The organism is Bradyrhizobium sp. YR681 (assembly GCF_000282615.1).
Taxonomy (GTDB): Bacteria; Pseudomonadota; Alphaproteobacteria; order Rhizobiales; family Xanthobacteraceae; genus Bradyrhizobium.
The window spans coordinates 1-18,674 of record NZ_AKIY01000182.1 but is presented as its reverse complement, the minus strand read 5'-3'; the positions used below and the strand labels follow the sequence as shown (position 1 = coordinate 18,674).

17 protein-coding genes are annotated in these 18,674 nt (G+C 64.9%); 8 read left to right on the top strand and 9 right to left on the bottom strand.

Annotated elements, in window-relative coordinates; all coding sequences use genetic code 11:
* Nucleotides 1-4: 4 nt before the first annotated feature.
* Nucleotides 5-781 carry a cyclase family protein gene (locus tag PMI42_RS14105; protein ID WP_008135137.1) on the bottom strand — a complete coding sequence of 259 codons (777 nt, stop codon included), beginning with the start codon at nucleotides 779-781 and terminating at the stop codon, nucleotides 5-7.
* A 294-nt stretch (nucleotides 782-1,075) separates the two neighbouring features.
* Between PMI42_RS14105 and PMI42_RS37950 the strand changes: the two genes are divergently transcribed.
* The 5 genes from PMI42_RS37950 to PMI42_RS14085 all read left to right on the top strand — a co-directional run bounded on the left by PMI42_RS37950 (nucleotide 1,076) and on the right by PMI42_RS14085 (nucleotide 5,067).
* Nucleotides 1,076-1,342 (top strand): hypothetical protein, encoded by a 267-nt coding sequence (locus PMI42_RS37950; protein WP_008135135.1) that lies wholly within the window; start codon nucleotides 1,076-1,078, stop codon nucleotides 1,340-1,342.
* Nucleotides 1,343-1,363: 21 nt separating this feature from the next.
* Nucleotides 1,364-2,335, top strand: a complete 972-nt coding sequence (locus PMI42_RS14100; RefSeq protein WP_008135133.1) for a TRAP transporter substrate-binding protein — start codon at nucleotides 1,364-1,366, stop codon at nucleotides 2,333-2,335.
* 69 nt (nucleotides 2,336-2,404) lie between these two features.
* The gene (locus PMI42_RS14095) at nucleotides 2,405-2,953 is read left to right on the top strand and encodes a TRAP transporter small permease (RefSeq protein ID WP_008135130.1); all 549 of its coding nucleotides are present in this window, start codon (nucleotides 2,405-2,407) and stop codon (nucleotides 2,951-2,953) included.
* Nucleotides 2,944-4,236, top strand: a complete 1,293-nt coding sequence (locus tag PMI42_RS14090; RefSeq protein WP_008135128.1) for a TRAP transporter large permease — start codon at nucleotides 2,944-2,946, stop codon at nucleotides 4,234-4,236. The genes PMI42_RS14095 and PMI42_RS14090 overlap by 10 nt, the downstream gene beginning before the upstream one ends.
* 24 nt (nucleotides 4,237-4,260) lie before the next feature.
* Nucleotides 4,261-5,067 carry an SDR family NAD(P)-dependent oxidoreductase gene (locus PMI42_RS14085; RefSeq protein ID WP_008135126.1) on the top strand — a complete coding sequence of 269 codons (807 nt, stop codon included), beginning with the start codon at nucleotides 4,261-4,263 and terminating at the stop codon, nucleotides 5,065-5,067.
* A 15-nt stretch (nucleotides 5,068-5,082) separates the two neighbouring features.
* On the opposite strand, the gene PMI42_RS14080 is transcribed toward PMI42_RS14085, so the two are convergent.
* The 5 genes from PMI42_RS14080 to PMI42_RS39690 form a co-directional block, all read right to left on the bottom strand.
* A complete protein-coding gene (locus PMI42_RS14080; RefSeq protein WP_008135124.1) occupies nucleotides 5,083-5,781 on the bottom strand; it encodes a molybdate ABC transporter substrate-binding protein in 699 nt (232 codons plus the stop codon).
* Nucleotides 5,778-7,904: a xanthine dehydrogenase family protein molybdopterin-binding subunit gene (locus PMI42_RS14075; protein WP_008135123.1), complete on the bottom strand. Its 2,127-nt coding sequence runs from the start codon at nucleotides 7,902-7,904 to the stop codon at nucleotides 5,778-5,780. Before PMI42_RS14075 ends, PMI42_RS14080 begins: the two co-directional genes overlap by 4 nt.
* Nucleotides 7,901-8,371 (bottom strand): (2Fe-2S)-binding protein, encoded by a 471-nt coding sequence (locus PMI42_RS14070; protein ID WP_008135121.1) that lies wholly within the window; start codon nucleotides 8,369-8,371, stop codon nucleotides 7,901-7,903. The genes PMI42_RS14075 and PMI42_RS14070 overlap by 4 nt, the downstream gene beginning before the upstream one ends.
* A gap of 15 nt (nucleotides 8,372-8,386) precedes the next feature.
* Nucleotides 8,387-9,361, bottom strand: coding sequence for a Bug family tripartite tricarboxylate transporter substrate binding protein (locus PMI42_RS14065; protein WP_008135119.1), 975 nt, complete (start codon nucleotides 9,359-9,361; stop codon nucleotides 8,387-8,389).
* Between the two features lie 68 nt (nucleotides 9,362-9,429).
* Nucleotides 9,430-9,597 (bottom strand): hypothetical protein, encoded by a 168-nt coding sequence (locus PMI42_RS39690; RefSeq protein ID WP_162137412.1) that lies wholly within the window; start codon nucleotides 9,595-9,597, stop codon nucleotides 9,430-9,432.
* Between PMI42_RS39690 and PMI42_RS14060 the strand changes: the two genes are divergently transcribed.
* Both PMI42_RS14060 and PMI42_RS14055 read left to right on the top strand, forming a co-directional pair.
* A complete protein-coding gene (locus PMI42_RS14060; protein WP_035965657.1) occupies nucleotides 9,596-11,686 on the top strand; it encodes a molybdopterin oxidoreductase family protein in 2,091 nt (696 codons plus the stop codon). The two genes, PMI42_RS39690 and PMI42_RS14060, sit on opposite strands and share 2 nt — an antisense overlap.
* A 131-nt stretch (nucleotides 11,687-11,817) precedes the next feature.
* Complete coding sequence (locus tag PMI42_RS14055; RefSeq protein WP_008135117.1) at nucleotides 11,818-12,600, top strand: enoyl-CoA hydratase/isomerase family protein; 783 nt, start codon at nucleotides 11,818-11,820, stop codon at nucleotides 12,598-12,600.
* Between the two features lie 853 nt (nucleotides 12,601-13,453).
* On the opposite strand, the gene PMI42_RS14050 is transcribed toward PMI42_RS14055, so the two are convergent.
* From PMI42_RS14050 to PMI42_RS14040, 3 genes are all read right to left on the bottom strand, one after another.
* Nucleotides 13,454-13,882, bottom strand: coding sequence for a GlcG/HbpS family heme-binding protein (locus tag PMI42_RS14050; RefSeq protein ID WP_008135116.1), 429 nt, complete (start codon nucleotides 13,880-13,882; stop codon nucleotides 13,454-13,456).
* Nucleotides 13,875-16,853, bottom strand: a complete 2,979-nt coding sequence (locus PMI42_RS14045; RefSeq protein WP_008135114.1) for an FAD-binding and (Fe-S)-binding domain-containing protein — start codon at nucleotides 16,851-16,853, stop codon at nucleotides 13,875-13,877. The genes PMI42_RS14050 and PMI42_RS14045 overlap by 8 nt, the downstream gene beginning before the upstream one ends.
* A 103-nt stretch (nucleotides 16,854-16,956) precedes the next feature.
* Nucleotides 16,957-17,706, bottom strand: a complete 750-nt coding sequence (locus PMI42_RS14040; RefSeq protein ID WP_008135112.1) for a GntR family transcriptional regulator — start codon at nucleotides 17,704-17,706, stop codon at nucleotides 16,957-16,959.
* A gap of 133 nt (nucleotides 17,707-17,839) precedes the next feature.
* Here PMI42_RS14040 and PMI42_RS14035 point away from each other — a divergent pair.
* Nucleotides 17,840-18,674: pyridoxal-phosphate-dependent aminotransferase family protein (locus PMI42_RS14035; RefSeq protein WP_008135111.1), on the top strand; the 835-nt coding region annotated here is incomplete at its 3' end.

Genomic DNA, 18,674 nt, shown 5'->3' with positions numbered 1-18,674 from the left:
CGATCTAGTCGTCGATGATTGCGACGGCGCGGGTCCAGCCTGCGGAGGCGCGCTCGATCTTCACCGGAAAGCATGAGACCGTGAACCCGGTCGAGGGCAATTGATCGAGATTGTGCAGCTTCTCGAGATGGCAATAGCCGATGTGCCGGCCCGCCTTGTGACCTTCCCAGATCAGGCCGGCATTTTTCGTTTCTGCATATTTCCTGGCGGTGTAGACGAACGGCGCGTCCCAGCTCCAGCCGTCGGTGCCGGCCAGCCGCACGCCGCGTCCGAGCAGGTACATGGTGGCCTCATAGCCCATGCCGCAGCCGGAATTGACGTAATCCGCCTGGCCGAACTTTGCGCCGGCGCTGGTGTTGACGACGACGATCTCCAGCGGCGACAGCGTGTGCCCGATCCGCTTCAGCTCCTTCTCGACGTCGTCGGCGGTGGCAACATAACCATCCGCGAGGTGCCGGAAGTCGAGCTTCACGCCGGGTTGAAAACACCACTCCAGCGGCACCTCGTCGATCGTCCATGACCGCTCGCCGCGATTCATGGTCGGATGGAAGTGCCAGGGCGCATCGAGATGCGTGCCGTTGTGGGTCGACAGCGAGACCTGCTCGACGGCCCAGCCCTGTCCGTCAGGCAAATCCTGCGCTTTGAGGCCGTTGAAAAACTGCAGCATGCGCGGCAGGTCCTGCTGGTGATCGATGTAGTGGATCGTCGGGTGATTGCCCGGTGGATCGGCCGTCACGTCGTTTCTGAGCGGCACGGAAATATCGATCAGCTTCCGCGGCATGGGCATTCCCTCGATGTGGTCCGTTCTGTTTCGGCGCATCTTGAGGTGGCTCCACCTGCGGCGTCAAGTAACGGGCTGGTGCGGATCATTCGGAAAAACGACGGCATGGCCGATCGATGCAACTCCAGCATTGATCGATGCCGGATTTGGCTTGGACACAGAATGCCGCCGGCCCTAGGGACGACGCTGGCGATATCGCGCTCGTGCAGCACGCATCGCACAAGGGGGCGACCGTCTCGCCCGCACCTCAAGCCGCAACCAATAGCGGTCGTGCCCAAAACCAGAGGAACGTCCATGGATATGACGAGCATCGTCACCTCGCATCCGGCATTGGCCGAAGGCGGGGCGGGATTACAGGGAAGCCGGCACCGGCCGCGCAAGTCCCCCGCCGGAGAGGACGCGACGAAGTTCGCGCTTTCCGTCGCCGCGATCATCCACCAGTCAAATCCGCTCGACTCCGCCGCGCAATCCTACCAAGGTGGTGCGTTTGTAACGCTTGACTTTACACCTGAAGTGGAGCGACCCAAGGCGGCCCTCAGCATCTGCCCGACAACGACATAATCAACTCAGGAGGAAGCCCAGATGAAGACACTGACCGGTATCATTGCAGCCGCCGTGCTGGTGGTCTCAGCGCCGCTGGCGACCGCACGCGATTTCCGCTCCGCCGACATCCACCCCGCCGATTATCCGACCGTCGAGGCCGTCAAGTTCATGGGCAAGCAGCTCGCAACCGCGAGTGGCGGCAAACTCGGTGTGAAGGTGTTTCCGAACGGCGCCCTGGGCTCCGAGAAGGACACCATCGAGCAGCTCAAGATCGGCGCACTCGACATGATGCGCATCAACGCATCTCCGTTGAACAATTTCGTGCCTGAGACCATCGCGTTGTGCCTGCCATTCATCTTCCGGGACACGCAACACATGCGCACGGTCCTCGACGGGCCGATCGGCGATGAAATCCTTGCGTCCATGGCGCCCGCGGGCCTGATCGGCCTTGCCTATTACGACAGCGGCGCCCGCTCCATCTACACCGTCAAGGCGCCGGTCAAATCGCTCGCCGACCTCAAGGGCCTGAAGATCCGCGTCCAGCAATCCGACCTCTGGGTCGGCATGATCCAGAGCCTTGGCGCCAACCCGACGCCGATGCCGTATGGCGAAGTCTATACCGCGCTCAAGACCGGCCTCGTGGACGCTGCCGAGAACAACTGGCCCTCCTACGAATCCTCGCGTCACTTCGAGGCCGCCAAGTTCTACAACGTCACCGAACACTCGCTCGCTCCCGAAGTCCTCGTGATGTCCAAGACGGTCTGGGACACGCTGAGCAAGGAGGATCAGGCGATGATCCGCAAGGCGGCCAAGGAATCGGTGCCCGTCATGCGCAAGCTCTGGGACGAGCGTGAGCAGGCTTCCCGCAAGACCGTCGAGGCGGCCGGCGTTCAGGTCGTGACGATCGCGAACAAGGCGGAATTCGTCGACGCGATGAAGCCCGTGTACCAGAAGTTCGCCGGCGACGAGAAGCTGCAGAGCCTCGTCAAGCGTATCCAGGACACGAAGTAACAAAACACGGCGGAATCGGGTCCGGCGTCGCCGCGAGGTGACACCGGACCTTTGCCAAGGAGACGCGGGATGACAGACCCACATGTCGCAAGCCACGAGCAGGAGGCACCGGCACGCCCGTCCACCGGCTTGCTGTCGCGGATCAATGCTCCCGTCGCTCGCGTGGGGATGTATCTGTCCGTCACCGGACTGCTCGTCATCGTCACCATCGTTTTCTACCAGGTGTTCGGACGTTACGTGCTCAACTCCAGCCCGACCTGGACGGAAAACCTCGCACTGGTCCTGATCCTCTATGTCACGCTGATCGGCGCCGCCGTCGGCGTCCGCGATGCCGGTCATATCGGCATGGACAGCCTGCTGGTGATGCTTCCGGATAGCGTGCGCGAGAAGATCGAGCTTGTGATCCATCTGCTGGTGGCGGTGTTCGGCATTGCGATGGCCTATAACGGCTGGATTCTCGGCGCCTCGGTCGGGACCGTGAAGATCCCCAATCTCGGCCTGCCCGAGGTCATCCGCTACGTGCCGCTGATCGCCTCCGGCGTCCTGATCGTCTCCTTTTCAATCGAGCACATCATTGCTCTGCTGCGCGGCGAAGAGGTCGTCCCCTCATGGAACTGATCATCCTCGGCGCCACGTTCTTCGGCTTCCTGATCCTCGGCGTTCCCGTCGCTTTCGCGATCGGCCTCTCTGCGATCTGCACCATCCTCTACGAAGGCCTGCCGGTCGCCGTCATCTTCCAGCAGATGATGTCGGGGATGAACATCTTTTCGTTCCTCGCGATTCCCTTCTTCGTCTTCAGCGGTGAGCTGATGCTGCATGGCGGCGTCGCCGACAAGATCGTGCAGCTCGCCAAGAATCTCGTCGGGCACATCCGCGGCGGGCTCGGCATGTCGAACGTGGTGGCCTGCACGCTGTTCGGCGGCGTGTCCGGCTCGCCCGTCGCCGACGTGTCGGCAATGGGCGCGGTGATGATCCCGATGATGAAAAAGGAAGGGTTCGACACCGATTACGCCGTCAACGTCACCACCCACGCCTCGCTGGTGGGGGCGTTGATGCCGACCAGCCACAACATGATCATCTATGCGCTCGCCGCCGGCGGCAAGGTCTCGATCGGCGCGCTGATCGCCGCCGGCCTGCTGCCTGCGCTCGTGCTGATGGTGTGTATGCTCGTTGCCGCCTACGCGGTTGCGGTGAAGCGCGGCTATCCGGCCGGCAAGTTCCCGGGCTGGGCCGAGGTTTTCCGCTCCTTCGCGGCCGCGCTGCCCGGCCTCCTGATCGTCGGCATCATCCTGGCGGGCATCCTGTCCGGCGTCTTCACGGCGACTGAATCCGCGGCCGTCGCGGTCACCTATACGATCCTGCTGACGTTCTTCATCTACCGCAGCATGACGTTGCCGAACTTCCTGCGCGCCGCCGCGAAAGCCGTGAAGACGACGGGCGTGGTGCTGCTGCTGATCGGCGTCTCCACCATGTTCCAGTATTTGATGGGACTCTACGAGGTCGCCGATTTCGCCGGTGACCTGATGAGCAAGGTGTCCTCGCAACCCTGGGTCATCTTCCTGCTCATCAACGTCATCCTGTTCGTGCTCGGCACATTCATGGACATGGCGGCGACCATCCTGATCTGCACCCCGATCTTCCTGCCGATCGCGATGAAAGCGGGCATGGACCCCGTGCAGTTCGGCATGCTGATGCTGATCAACTGCGCGCTCGGGCTCAACACCCCACCGGTCGGAACGACGCAGTTCGTCGGCTGCGCGATAGGGGGCATCTCCGTGGGCGCGGTGATGCGCACCATCCTGCCGTTCTACGCCGCGCTGATCGCAGCTCTGATGTTCGTGACTTACGTGCCCGCATTCTCGCTGTGGCTGCCCCGCCTGCTGATGGGCTACAAGGGATAGCAGCAACACAGGGAGAATCTGTCCGTGACTGACTATCGCAAGCTCTTCGATCTCACCGGCAAGACGGCCGTCGTGCTCGGCGCCGCCTCGGGCATCGGCAAATCGTCGGCCGAGGCGCTGGCCGGGCTCGGCGCGCGAATCGTCTGCGCCGATCGCGCGCTTGACGCAGCCGAAGCGACCGCCGCCGGCATTCGCGACAAGGGCGGCTGGGCCGAGGCGGCTGCGTGTGACGCCGCCAGCGCCGCGGACGTCAACGCGCTGGCCAAAATCGTGATGCAGAAATGTTCGCGGCTCGACATCGCCGTGACGACCCCCGGGCTCAACATCCGCAAAACCATCCTCGACTACACCGAAGAGGATCTCGACCGCGTCCTCAACCTCAACGTCAAGGGCACGGTCTGGTTCTTCCAGGCTTTTGGCCGCATCATGGTCGCCCAGAAGGGTGGCAGCATCATCGCCTGCTCCTCCGTGCGCGCGGTGACCATCGAGCCCGGCCTTGGCGTCTACGGCTCGACCAAGGCGGCGATCGGCTTGCTGGTGAAGGGCTTCGCTTCCGAGGTCGGCCATGCCGGCGTGCGGGTCAATGCGATCGCGCCGAGCATCGCCGAGACCGCGCTGACCGGCCCCTTCAAGCAGCGCCCCGACATCTACAATCTCTATGCCGGCCACACCGTCTTCAATCGTTGGAGCAGCGCCGACGAGGTCGCCACCGCCGTTGCCTATCTGGCCTCGGACGCCGCGAGCTATGTCAGCGGCAGCACGCTGTTCGTCGATGGCGGCTGGACCGCGGTTGACGGTCCGCCGACCGGTCTCACCCAGCTACACAAATAGCGCGGCCATCCGCATCTAGCCGGTAAAGCCCATGCGCTGGCGCAGCTCCTTCCGGTCTGCGCCGGTCAGCAGTGCGATCAGCGCGGCCGCTTCCGCCGGATGTACGGCCCGCGCCGTTACGCCGGCCGTGTACATCGTCACGAGCTCGCATCCCGGCGGCAACAATCCTGATAGCGAAATACCGTCGGTCGCGATGATCTCGGTCGCCTGCGTACAACCGATCGGCCTCTGCGCGGTGGAGGCCGCAAGCTCCCGCATCGCCGTCGCGCCGTTCGGAAAGATTTTCAGGCGCGAGGCGACTTCATAGGCAATGCCGAGCTGATCCAGCACCTTTGCGACATGCTGCCCGGCTGTCGATGCCTTGATGTCGGGGACGAAGATTGCGTCGGCGCCGCGCAGCACCTCGCGGAGGTCGGCTTCGGTCTTCGCCGTCACCTTGGGATCGCGGTTGCGCACCGCGAGCGCTGTCTCGACCCGGCCGACATCCGCGACCGAGGAGGGGATGACGAGATTCTCCTCGGCAAGCTTTGCGAGGAGCGCCTGCGTCAGGATGACGAGATCGGCCGGCGTGCCGGCGCGCAGCTTGTCGGCCATGAGACCGACCGCGCCGAACTCGCCGTCGATACCGAGGCCGGTCTGCGCCTTGAAGGCCGCGGTGAGGCCGCGCACCAGGCCTTGCGCCGCGCCGCCGCTCAGGATGTTCACTGTGGTCACGATGCGAGCTCCATGGCTGCAATGATTTTATCGCGCGTAATCGGCAGGTCGCGCACGCGAACGCCGAGGCAATCGTAGACGGCATTCGCGATCGCTGCCGTCACCGGGCCGTGTGCGGCCTCGCCGGCGCCGACCGGCTCGATCTCCGGCCGCTGGATGATCTCGACATCCACCGCCGGCACCTCGCTGAAGGTCAGGATCGGATAGTCGGTCCAAGAGGTCGATGTGATGCGCGATCGGTCGAAGCGGACACGCTCCTTGAGCACCCAGCTGGTCGCCTGGATCGCACCACCCTCGATCTGGTTGACCACGCCATCCGGGTTGATGGCCTCGCCGACATCGACCGCGAGCGTCAGCCGCTTCACGCGGATGTCGTCGGTGCCTTCGATCTCGGCAATCGCGGCGCAATAGGCCCCCGTGTTCTTGTAGCGCGCAAAGCCGACGCCATGGCCGACACCGGATCGCCTCTCGGGCTTCCACCGCGCGCGTTGCGCTGCGGTGCGGAGAACGTCCTTTGCGCGCTCGTCGCGCAGATGGCGCAGGCGGAATGCGATCGGATCTTCGCCGCGCAGGGCGGCGATCTCGTCGAGCAGGGATTCGATGGCGAACACATTGCCTTGCGCGCCGAGGGTCCGCAGCGCCGAGGTGCGCACCGGCATTGTCAGCAGCCGATGGCTCGTGATCGTCCAGGCCGGGAGCTCGTAGAGCGGAATGGAGTTGCGGTCGCCGCCGCCGCCATTGCCGGCCGGAGGATTGGTCGAGATCATGCGCGGGTAGGGCGCCGCAATCTCGGATGCGGCCAGCAGCGCGGGCTGCGCCGCGCGCCCCGGCCGTGCCGCGTGACCGTTGCTCCAGATCGCATGGCGCCAGCCGATGATCTCATGGTCCTCATCGAGGTCGGCCTCGATTTCGATGGCCATCGCCGCGCCGAACGGCGCGTGGAACATCTCGTCGTGGCGCGACCACTGCACCCGCACCGGCCGGCCGCCGGCCGCTTTCGCCAGCAGCACGGCATCGAGCGCGACATCGTCGGCCGCATTGTGACCGTAGCAGCCGGCCCCCTCCATGTGCTCGACGACGATGTTTTCGGCCGGCAGCTTGAGCACGATCGCGAGATCGGCGCGCAGCAGATAGACGCCCTGGCTATGCGTCCAGACATGGACACGATCGCCATCCCATCGCGCCATGGCGCAGGACGGTGCGATCGAGGCGTGTGCGATGTAGGGGCGGATGTATTGCCGGCGGAGAACGCGCGCGGCCTTTTGTGTCGATACCGCCGATCTGGTGTCAATGACGGTCGTCTCGACCGGTTGGCTCTTCAGGAAGCCCGCCAGATCGTTGCCGTCGGGCAGCGGCTCGCCGGCCGACCATGTCGCGCCCTTGCGCAGGAGATTTAGCGCGGCTTCCGCCGCCGCCTCGCTGTCGGCGACCACGCCGGCGAAACCGCCGTCGCGAGCGATCGCGACGAGGCCGGGAATGGTACGCGCGGCCGTTTCGTCGAGCGCGGTCAATCTGGCGCCCGACACGTCCGGCCGCAGCACGCGTCCGTGCAACAGGCCCGGCAGCGGGGAGTCATGGATGAAGCGCGGCCGCGCGAACAACTTGTCGGGAATGTCGACGCGCTGGACGGAATGCCCGGCGACGGCACGCCAGGCAACGGTCTTCGCCAGCACGACCGTACTGGCATCGTGGTCGAGAGACACGTCACCAGCCAGCTCCCAGTAGCTGGTTCTGACATTGCCGGGGCCCGAGATCACGCCGTCATCGACATCGAGCAGCGAGGTATCGACGCCGAGGCGTTCCGATGCCGCGACTAGGAAGCGCTGGCGCACTTCGGCGCAAACGTGTCGTAGCGCGCGGCCGGATTGCTGGATCGAAAGGCTGCCGGAGGTGACACCTTCGTTCGGGCTGGTCGCCGTCGAGGCACGGATCATCTCGACCTTGGCGGTATCGACATCGAGCTCGTCCGCCGCGATCTGGGCCAGCGCTGTGACGATGCCCTGGCCGATCTCGACTTTGCCGGGCGAGATCGCCACGCGGCCGTCATCGGTGAACCGCACCCAGGACGACAGTCTTGGATTGGCTTCGAGGCTGACCGGTAATTTCGGGGCAGGGGACGTCATGGGGTTGCCATCTCCGCGGCAGCCCGCAGCACTGCGCGGACCATGCGGTTGTGAGACCCGCAGCGGCACAGATTACGGTCCAGCGCCGTTCTGACTTCTGCCTCCGTCGGCGACGGATTGCGCTTGAGCAGGGCCGCCGCGCTGATCAAAATGCCCGAGACGCAATAGCCGCATTGCATCGCCTGTTCGGAGATGAAGGCGCGTTGCAGCGGATGCGGTCTTTCGGCGGTGCCGAGGCCTTCCACCGTGACGACATCCTTGTTCGCGACCGACCACATCGGCATGTCGCAGGAGGCCATGGCGCGGTCACCGACCATGACATGACAGGCGCCGCATTCGCCGGCGCCGCAGCCGAAATGCGCACCCGTCATGCCAAGCCGGCCGCGCAGCACATCGAGCAGCGTCTGATCCGGATCGGTATCCACGGCAATCGCCGCGCCGTTGAGCTGGAATTGAATGGTCGGCATGATCGCTCTACGGCCTCAGGACTTGTCGAACTTCTTGACGACATCGGCCCATTTTTCGATGTCGCCGCGCAGGAATCTGTCAAACTGCTCCGGCGTCATCGACATGGGGACGGCACCCTGCTCGGTCCAGAGCTTGACGATATCGGGCCGCTTCACCATTGCGTTCACGGCGGCGTTGAGCTTGTCGATGACAGGCTTTGGCGTGCCGGCCGGCGCCATCAGGCCAAGCCAGATCGTGGCCTCATAACCGGCTACGCCGGCTTCACCCGCCGTCGGCACGTTGGACAGCACAGCGGAGCGCTGCTTGCCCGTGGTGGCGAGCGCGCGGGCCTGGTTCTCCGCGATGTTCGGCGCCATCGCCGTCACGGCGTCGATCATCATCTGCACCTGCCCGCCGATCACGCCGCTGCGCGCCTCGCCGCTGTTGCGATAGGGGACGTGGACGATATCGATGCCGGCCATGGCTTTGAACAGCTCGCCCGCCATGTGATACGGCGTGCCCTGGCCGGAGGAGGCGTAGTTCAGCTTGCCCGGTTGTGCTTTGGCGAGCGCAATGAATTCCTGGAGCGTCTTCGCTGGAACTTGCGGGTTCACCACGATGACGAGATCGGAATAGTTCACCGGCGCGATCGGGACAAGGTCGCGCATCAGCTCGTATTTGCGCTTGTCCGCCGTCAGCAGCGATTCATTCGCGGTCTGGGTATTGGACATCATCAGCAGCGTGTAGCCGTCGGCCGGCGACTTCGCCGCTTCGACCGTGCCGATGACACCGCCCGCGCCGGTGCGGTTCTCGATCACGAAGGGCTGGCCAAACCCCTCCTGGAGCACGTTGCCGATTAGCCGGGCCGCGACGTCGGCCGGCCCGCCGGCGCCGAACGGGACGACGATCCGGACGGCGTGGTTGGGATAATCTTGCGCGGAGGAGGGGGCTGCGGCGAATGCGGCGGGCAGACCGGCCATCAGTGCCAGCACAAATCTTCGGGCTGTCATGCCCACCTCCCTGATGTCGTTTTTCTTGGCCAGTACTCTAGCGGCAGGGGATGCGGGCTGTCGACGCCTCACAAAGTCGATCGTATCGGGAATATCAGCCTGTTTTCGGTGTGGCCGCGCCGCCTTTCGCGGTTCTGGCCGGAACCGGCGGCGCGTTCGATTTGAGCAAATCGCATGGGCATTGTCGGATAAATGCGCTCGGCGGGCTGGTATTTTGGTGTTACGAATTTGGTCATGAACCAGCACGCCAAGATCGAAATCCGCCATTCGACCTGCCCGCATGATTGCCCGTCGGCCTGCGCCCTCGATGTCGAGGTGATCGAGGGCCGCAGCATTGGCCGTGTCCGCGGTTCGAAAAAGCAGACCTATACGGCCGGTGTCGTCTGCGCCAAGGTCGCGCGTTACGCCGAGCGCATCCACCATCCCGAGAGGCTGATGTATCCGATGCGCCGAACGGGCGCGAAGGGCTCCGGCCAATTCGCGCGCATCTCCTGGGACGAGGCGCTGGACGAGATCGGGCACCGCTTCAACGAGGCCGAGCGCGAGTTCGGCGCGGAATCGATCTGGCCCTATTACTACGCCGGCACGATGGGGCTGGTGATGCGCGACGGCCTCAACCGCCTCACGCATGTGAAGAAATATTCGCGCTTCTATCAAACGATCTGCGCCAATGTCGGCCGGATCGGCTTTGCGATCGGCACCGGCAAGATCGCGGGCGTCGATCCGCGCGAGATGGCGGTCTCCGACCTCGTGGTGATCTGGGGCACCAATCCTGTCAACACGCAGGTCAACGTGATGACGCACGCGGCGCGGGCGCGGAAGGAGCGGGGCGCGAAGATCGCAGCCGTCGACGTCTACGACAACGAGACCATGAAGCAGGCTGATATCAAGATCCTGCTGCGGCCCGGTACCGACGGCGCCTTTGCCTGCGGCGTCATGCATGTGCTGTTTCGCGACGGCTATGCCGACCGCGCCTATATGGACAAATACACCGACTGCCCCGCCGAGCTCGAGGCGCATCTGAAGACGCGCACGCCCGAATGGGCCTCCGCGATCTGCGGCGTGCCGGTGGCGGAGATCGAGGCCTTTGCGAAAGCGGTCGGCGAGACCCAGCGGACCTTCTTCCGGCTCGGCTACGGCTTCACCCGCTCGCGCAACGGCGCGACGCAGATGCACGCGGCGCTCTGCATTCCCGCGGTGACCGGGGCCTGGCAATATGAGGGTGGCGGTGCCTTCTTCAACAATTACGCGCTGTGGCATTTCGACGAATCCGTTATCGAGGGCCATGACGCGATCGACCAGAGCACGCGCGCGCTCGACCAGTCGCAGATCGGCCGCATCCTCACCGGCGATGCCGAGGCCCTGCTCGGCAAGGGGCCGATCAAGGCCATGCTGATCCAGAATACCAATCCCATGACGGTGGCGCCGGAGCAGGCCCTGGTAGCCCGGGGATTTGCGCGCGAGGATCTGTTCGTCGCGGTGCACGAGCAGTTCATGACCGAGACGGCGCAAATGGCCGACATCGTGCTGCCGGCGACCATGTTCATGGAGCACGACGACCTCTATTACGGCGGCGGCCATCAGCACATCTCGGTCGGACCGAAGCTGATCGATCCGCCCGGCGAATGCCGCTCCAACCACCAGGTCTTGCAGGCGCTGGCGCCGCGGCTCGGGGCCAGGCATCCGGGCTTCGAGATGACGCCGCGCGAACTAATCGACACGACGCTGAAGCTCAGCCACCACGGCGACATCGGCGGCCTGGAAGCCGATCTCTGGCGCGATTTGCAACCGGATTTCCGCACCTCGCATTATCTCGACGGTTTTGCCCATGCCGACAAGAAATTCCACTTCAAGGCCGATTGGGCACATCCGCCGTTCGGCCGGACGATGGGCGATTTCGACAAGATGCCGTCGTTGCCGGACCATTGGGCTGTGATCGAGCACACCGACCAGGCCCATCCGTTCCGGCTCGCGACCAGCCCTTCGCGCAGCTTCCTCAACACCACCTTCAACGAGACACCGTCCTCGCAGGCGCGCGAGGGCAAGGCGAGCGTGATGATCCATCCGCTGGATGCGGCCGCCCTCGACATCGCCGACGGCGATGCGGTGACGCTCGGCAACGAGCGCGGCGAGACCACGCTGGTTGCAACGCTGTTCGACGGCGTGCGGCGTGGCGTGCTGATCGCGGAATCCGTTCACCCGAACAAGAATCATATCGGTGGCCGCGGCATCAACGTGCTGACGGGTGCGGATACGATCGCGCCGATCGGCGGAGCCGCATTCCACGACAACAAGGTCTGGATCAGGAAAGCGGCCGCCGCCTGAGCGCTCGCACCTTGATGACCTGCAAATTTGTGTCGAGGCGCTAAAGCTGAGTCTCTCCGCAAATTGCCCTTGCACCATTCGCCCGAGCTGCCGCAAATGGCTGCAAACGGGAGCAAGGAAGCGAGCGTGCCATGACCGACACCACAGCCGTCATCACCGAGAAGCGCGGGCAGGCGTTCTGGATCACCATCAACCGGCCGGAGAAGCGCAATGCGCTGAACGGCGACGTCATCGCGGGCATCACCAAGGGTTATCGCGACGCGCATGACGACAAGGACGTCCGCGTCATCGTGCTGACCGGCGCGGGCGACAAGGCGTTCTGCGCCGGCGCCGATCTGCAGAATTCCGGCGCGGCGTTCGCGATGGATCATTCCAGGCCGAATGTCGACTATGCCGACCTGCTGCGTTTGTCGCAGAACGCCACCAAGCCGGCGATCGCGCGCGTCGGGGGCGTCTGCATGGCCGGTGGCATGGGACTGCTCTGCATGACCGACATGGCGGTGGCTGCCGATCACGTCGTCTTCGGCCTGCCGGAGGTGAAGGTCGGCGTGTTCCCGATGCAGGTCCTGAGCCTGTTGCAGTCCATCGCGCCGCCGCGCCTCGTCAACGAATGGGCGCTCACAGGTGAGCCGTTCGATGCGAAGGCAGCGCAGGCTGCGGGCCTGCTCAACTACATCGTGCCGTCTGCCGAGCTCGACGCCAGGGTGGACTGGCTGATCGGCCGCATCGTCGACAAATCCCCGACCGCGATCCGCCGCGGCAAATATGCGATGCGCGCCATCGCCTCGATGTCGTTCGACGAGAGCATTGCCTACACCGAAAGCCAGATCGCGCTGCTCGCCATGACCGAGGACGCCAAGGAAGGACTGAAGGCGTTCGGCGAGAAGAGGAAGCCGGTCTGGACGGGAAGGTAGAGGAGGCCATCGCTCTCTCCACATCGTCATTGCGAGCGCAGCGAAGCAATCCAGTATCCCTCCGCAGATACATTTCTGGATTGCTTCGCTGCGCTCGCAATGACGGCGTGTGCGGGTGATGGTATCGCTTTATTCATTCGCAATTTCATCGCAGACATGCCTTCGCCTTCTCGCGGCTGATTTCGCCCGAGCTTTGCTTCGTCGCCTTGCCCCCATGAAAGAGGGCGCAGGGAAGACCGGGCGCCGGCTGGCACCCGCGGTCCTCTGTGCGAAGTTGTCGTGAGAAAACTGCACAGCGGCATACAGGTGTAGCCAGGACAGCCCGGCCTTCCCTGCGCAGTGGTTTGACGGCTTATGTCGCGCTCTCCCCGGGGAGCGATGCACTATTGCCCCCGTCGCCTTGCGGATGGCTGATGCGCGGGTCCGGTTGGACCACACCCATCACCGCAACACTTGGCGCACAGACCCCGGGCGCCAGGACCACACGATTTTGCCGTACGCAAATCACACCGGTCGTGTGCGCGAGGTCTTCGCTCACGGTTGCCCGCCCTGCGAAACCCTTCGCGCCGATGTGACTTGCGTCCACCGCCGTCCGGCCCGCGTTCGTGACGATCGCGATACGCCCCTCTTCCTTGGGCCGGAGTGCGCGCAATATCCGCCGATTCCGAAATTCTGTAAAGGCGAATATTTTGCGCGGCGGCGATTGACCGAGCAATTGGGTGTTTTGTCCGTCGGGCAACGCAAGGGCTTGTGGCTTGTAGCCCGGATGGAGCGAAGCGCAATCCGGGACAGAGTATCGGTTGCGACAGGTTTCCCGGATTACGCTTCGCTCCATCCGGGCTACGAGAGAGGCTCACCCCGCGTTGGCCTTGAGCCCCGCCGCCTGAATTCCCGCCACCGCGCAGGCCTCGTCGTTGTCGGAGGTGTCGCCGGAGACGCCGACCGCGCCGAGCAGCGCCGTGCCGTCCATGATCAGCACGCCGCCGGGGACCGGCACCAGCGCGCCCTTGGCAATCGTGTTCACGGCGTCGATGAAATAGGCCTGCTCCTGGGCGCGCTGGAACAGCGCGCGCGAGCCCATGCCCATGGCGAGCGCGCCATAGGCCTTGCCGTGGGCAATCTCGGCGCGCATCAGGCTGGTGCCGTCCTGGGCGGCGGCGAGCTTGATCACGCCGCGCGCGTCCAGGATGGTGACGACCAGCGGCTTGAGCTTCAGTTCGCCAGCCTTGGCGAAGGCTGCGTCGAGGATTTTTCGGGCGGTGTCGAGCGTGAGGTCAGCCATGGCTGTTTTCCTTTGCAATGGGAGTGGTGGTGGATCGGGTTTCGGCGCGATCGAGGCTCATCGCCAGCACGCGCGCGACGTGAAGCGCTTCGCGCCTTGTGCCGTCGTGGATCTGGTGGCGGCAGGAGGTGCCGTCGGCGACGACCAGCGTCGCCTGATCCGCCTTCCGCACTGCCGGCAGCAGCGACAGCTCGGCCATCTCGATCGAGGCATCATAGGTGTCGGCACCATAGCCGAAAGCGCCGGCCATGCCGCAGCAGCTCGACTCGATGGTCTCGACCTCGAGGCCGGGGACGAGACGCAGCACCTGCTCGACCGGCTTGAAGGCGCCGAAGGATTTTTGATGGCAATGGCCGTGCACCACGGCCTTGTCGGCGACGGTGCCGAGCGGCAGTTGCAGCCTCCCGGCCTCGGCCTCGCGCACCAGGAACTCCTCGAAGGTCAGCGCATGGGCGCTGACGGCCCTGGCGTCGTCGTCCTTGCGCAGCGAGGCAAGTTCGTCGCGCAGCGTCAACAGGCAGCTCGGCTCGAGGCCGACGATCGGCACGCCGCGCGCGGCAAAGGGCGCGAACGCGGCCACCAGCCGATCAAGCTCGGATTTCGCCTCGTCGACGAGGCCAGCCGAGAGGAAGGTGCGGCCGCAGCACAGCGGCCGGCTGCCGCTGGCCGGCTTCGGCAAATGCACGCGATAGCCGCCGGCCGCGAGCACACGCAGCGCGGCCTCGAGGTTCTCGCGCTCATAGATGCGATTGAACGTATCGGCGAACAGCACGACCTCGCGGCCGGTCGCCGGTCCGACCGCTTCAGCGGGCGGAACGAATACGTCATTGCGGAAGGCGGGTAGCGCCCGGCGGGCGCTGATGCCGGCAAAGCGCTCGAACAGTTTTCGCAGCAACGGACTATGGTTGCGCAAATTCGCCAGCGGCGCGAAGCGCGCGGCGAGGCCGGCATAGCGTGGCAGATACCCGACCAGGCGATCGCGCAGCGTCAGCCCGTGGGTAGCTGCACGTGCCGCCAGCACCTCGATCTTCATCTTGGCCATGTCCACGCCGGTCGGGCACTCGTGGCGGCAGGCCTTGCAGGAGACGCAGAGCTTGAGCGTCTCCATCATCTCGTCGGAGGACAGCGCATCGGGGCCGAGCTGGCCGGAGATCGCAAGCCGCAAGCTGTTCGCGCGACCGCGGGTGACGTCCTTCTCGTTGCGCGTGGCGCGATAGGACGGGCACATCACGCCGCCCTCGAGCTTGCGGCAGGCGCCGTTGTTGTTGCACATCTCGACCGCGCCCTGGAAACCGCCGCCGGCGCCGGGATAAGCGGACCAGTCGAGCTTCGTTTTGAGGTCAGCGACGCGATAGTCCGGCTTGAAGCGGAACAGCGAGCGGTCGTCCATCTTCGGGGCGTCGACAATCTTGCCGGGATTGAGCACGCCGTCGGGGTCGAAGCGCTGCTTGACCTCCCTGAAATCGGCGACGAGGCGCTCGCCGAACATGGTTTCGTGGAATTCGGAGCGAACCAGGCCGTCGCCATGCTCGCCGGAATGCGAGCCCTTGTACTCGCGCACCAGCTCAAAAGCCTCTTCGGCGATGGCGCGCATCGCCTTGACGTCCTTCTCAAGCTTCAGATTCAGCACCGGGCGCACATGCAGGCAGCCCTCGGAGGCATGAGCGTACATCGTCCCGCTGGTGCCGTGCTTGGCGAACACCTCGTTCAAACGTGCGGTGTAGTCGGCGAGATGCGGCAGCGGCACGGCGCAGTCCTCGACGAAGGAGACCGGCTTGCCTTCCTGCTTCATCGACATCATGACGTTGAGGCCGGCGGCGCGGAAATCGGCGATGCCCCCCTGAAGCGCCGGCTCTGATATCTCGACCACACCGCCCCATTTGCGCTTGTCGTTGTTCCAGCCGAAGCCGAGATCGCCCATCAGCTCGCCGAGCTGCTTGAGGCGCACCAGATTGTCTGCCTGGTCCTCTTCGGCGAACTCGACCACCAGCACCGCGTCGGGATCGCCCTTGATGGCGGCGGAGATGATCGGGCGGAACATCGCGATGTCACGGCCGAGCGCGAGCATGGTGCGGTCAACCAGCTCGACCGCGATCGGCTTCAGCTTGACCAGATGCTGGGCCGCGTCCATCGCTTCGTAGAAGCTGCCGAAATGGCAGATTCCGAGCGCCTTGTTGCGGATGACGGGCCACAGCTTCAGCTCGACCTTGGTGGTGAAGGCGAGGGTACCTTCCGACCCCACGAGCAAATGCGCCATGTTGTTGCGGGCATTGCGCGGCACCAGCGCATCGAGATTGTAGCCGCCGACGCGGCGCTGCACCTTCGGGAAGCGCGCGGCGATCTCGTCGGCTTCGCGGGTGCCGAGATCGAGCATGTCGCGGAATAGGGGGAGCATCCTGTTGCCGGCATCGAGATCAGAGAGATCGCGCGACACCTCGCCAAAACGGCTGAGCGTGCCGTCGGCGAGCGAAGCCTCCATCGACAGCGTGTTGTCGCGCATGGTGCCGTAACGCAGGCTGCGGCCGCCGCAGGAATTGTTGCCGGCCATGCCCCCGATGGTGGCGCGCGAGGCCGTCGAGACGTCCACCGGAAACCACAGTCCGTGTTTCTTCAGTTGTCGGTTGAGGTCGTCGAGCACGATGCCGGGCTCGACCACGCAGGTGCGGCCTTCGACGTCGAGCGACAGGATGCGGTTGAGGTGTTTTGAGAGATCGACCACGAGCCCGTCATTGACGGTCTGGCCGCATTGCGAGGTGCCGCCGCCGCGCGGGGTGACCTTCACCCCCTCGTCGCGGGCAATCGCCAGCGCCCGCAAGGCCTCGTCCATGGTCTTGGGCACCACCACGCCCGATGGCACGATCTGGTAGAACGAGGCGTCGGTGGCGTAGCGGCCGCGGCTGAAGCCGTCGAACAGGACGTCGCCGGTCATGTCCGCGCGCAGGCGCCGTTCGAGCGAGGAGGCGTTTGTCATCCCTGGTCCCGGACTGACCCGGCGAGGCTGGGCCTGGCTGGGTTATTCATTCTTATTCATGACCGATTATATTATGAATTCAAAATGAGCAAGCCGACGGCCCTCAGGGCGAGGCAGGCGCGCCCTCTTGGGGCTCGGTCAGGTGCTCGATCGCCGCCAGGCGCTTGTTGCGCAGGTGCTGGAACAGGATGTCGCTGAGCTCGCTGCCGGCCCTCCGGCGCAGGGCGTCCAGAATGGTCTCGTGCTCGCGCATCGCCTCCGCCCAGCGCTGACGCTTGCGGGCGAAATTGGCGGAGTAGCGGACGCGGCGGATGCGGCCGGCGAAATTGGCGTAGGCGGTCTTCAGCGTCTCGTTGCGCGCGGCCGTGACGATGCTCTCGTGAATGCGCTGATTGGCCAGGAAATAGCCGTGCATGTCGCGATGCAGATAGTGGCCGTACATCTCGTAATGCAATTGCTCGATCGCGGTGATTTCCTCATCCGTAATGGCCTCGCAGGCGAGGCGCCCCGCAAGGCTCTCCAGCCCCGCCATCACGTCGAACAGTTCTTCCAGGTCGCGCTGGCTGAGCTGGCGGACGCGCGCGCCGCGGTTGGGCAGGAGCTCGATCAGTCCCTCGGAGGCGAGCACCTTCAGGGCCTCGCGCAAAGGTGTGCGGGAGATGCCGAGCATTTCGCAGAGCTGCCGCTCGGGGACGCGGGCGCCGTCGGGAATGTTGCCCTCGACCACGTGGTCGCGCAGCCGCAGCAGGATCTCGCCGTGAAGCGAGGCCTCGTGACGGTTTTCCTGGCGCTCGCCGCCATTGCCGGCGGGCGGGGTGATCGGAACCCCGGTGTCGGGAATCGTGGATTTCATTTGCAGCACAATAGTTTGCCCGTTTGGTCGCGTCGACGGCCTCAATCGAATACCAAATTTCGGTTGATATGACAAAAAATGAATGCAAAATGATGGTCAGAGCCGGCCAAAATCCGCCGACAGGGAGGTTTTCATGCACCAGGGACGCCATTTCCTTCAGATTCCGGGCCCGAGCCCGGTCCCCGAGCGCGTCCTGCGCGCCATGGACATGCCCGTCATCGACCACCGCAGCGCCGAATTCGGCGAGCTCGGCCGCACCGTGCTCGAAGGCAGCCAGGCAATTTTCCAGACCAGGGGCCCGGTCATCATCTTCCCCTCGTCGGGGACCGGCGCCTGGGAGGCGGCGATCGTCAACACGCTGTCGCCGGGCGACAGGGTGCTGATGGTCGAGACCGGCCATTTCGCCACGCTGTGGCGGCAGATGGCGGGCCGTTTCGGCATCGAGGTCGATTTCGTCCCCGGCGACTGGCGCCGCGGCGCCGATCCCGCGGTGATCGAAGCGAAGCTCACCGAGGACAAGGCGCGCGCGATCAAGGCCGTGATGGTCGTGCACAACGAGACCTCGACCGGCGCCACCAGCCGCATCGCCGAGATCCGCGCCGCGATCGACCGCACCGGCCATCCGGCGCTGCTGATGGTCGACACCATCTCCTCGCTCGGCTCGGTCGACTACCGCCATGACGAGTGGAAGGTCGACGTCAGCGTCAGTTGCTCGCAGAAGGGCTTTATGCTGCCGCCCGGCCTCGGCTTCAACGCGATCTCGCAGAAGGCCCTCGCTGCGTCCAAGACCAACAAGATGCCGCGCTCCTACTTCGACTGGGAGGAGATGCTCAAGCCGAACGCAAAGGGCTTCTTCCCCTACACGCCGGCGACCAATCTGCTCTACGGCCTGCGCGAGGCGATCGCGATGCTGCTGGAAGAGGGGCTCGACAACGTTTTTGCGAGGCACCAGCGGCTCCCGGCAGCCA

Excerpts from the sequence above, each read along its gene's own strand:
- PMI42_RS14065 (WP_008135119.1), bottom strand. The coding sequence starts at position 9,361 with ATGACAGCCCGAAGATTTGTGCTGGCACTGATGGCCGGTCTGCCCGCC.
- PMI42_RS14045 (WP_008135114.1), bottom strand. The coding sequence starts at position 16,853 with ATGACAAACGCCTCCTCGCTCGAACGGCGCCTGCGCGCGGACATGACC.
- PMI42_RS37950 (WP_008135135.1), top strand. The coding sequence starts at position 1,076 with ATGGATATGACGAGCATCGTCACCTCGCATCCGGCATTGGCCGAAGGC.
- PMI42_RS14040 (WP_008135112.1), bottom strand. The coding sequence starts at position 17,706 with ATGAAATCCACGATTCCCGACACCGGGGTTCCGATCACCCCGCCCGCC.
- PMI42_RS14050 (WP_008135116.1), bottom strand. The coding sequence starts at position 13,882 with ATGGCTGACCTCACGCTCGACACCGCCCGAAAAATCCTCGACGCAGCC.
- PMI42_RS39690 (WP_162137412.1), bottom strand. The coding sequence starts at position 9,597 with ATGACCAAATTCGTAACACCAAAATACCAGCCCGCCGAGCGCATTTAT.
- PMI42_RS14095 (WP_008135130.1), top strand. The coding sequence starts at position 2,405 with ATGACAGACCCACATGTCGCAAGCCACGAGCAGGAGGCACCGGCACGC.
- PMI42_RS14055 (WP_008135117.1), top strand. The coding sequence starts at position 11,818 with ATGACCGACACCACAGCCGTCATCACCGAGAAGCGCGGGCAGGCGTTC.
- PMI42_RS14105 (WP_008135137.1), bottom strand. The coding sequence starts at position 781 with ATGCCGCGGAAGCTGATCGATATTTCCGTGCCGCTCAGAAACGACGTG.
- PMI42_RS14090 (WP_008135128.1), top strand. The coding sequence starts at position 2,944 with ATGGAACTGATCATCCTCGGCGCCACGTTCTTCGGCTTCCTGATCCTC.
- PMI42_RS14100 (WP_008135133.1), top strand. The coding sequence starts at position 1,364 with ATGAAGACACTGACCGGTATCATTGCAGCCGCCGTGCTGGTGGTCTCA.
- PMI42_RS14075 (WP_008135123.1), bottom strand. The coding sequence starts at position 7,904 with ATGACGTCCCCTGCCCCGAAATTACCGGTCAGCCTCGAAGCCAATCCA.
- PMI42_RS14060 (WP_035965657.1), top strand. The coding sequence starts at position 9,596 with ATGAACCAGCACGCCAAGATCGAAATCCGCCATTCGACCTGCCCGCAT.
- PMI42_RS14070 (WP_008135121.1), bottom strand. The coding sequence starts at position 8,371 with ATGCCGACCATTCAATTCCAGCTCAACGGCGCGGCGATTGCCGTGGAT.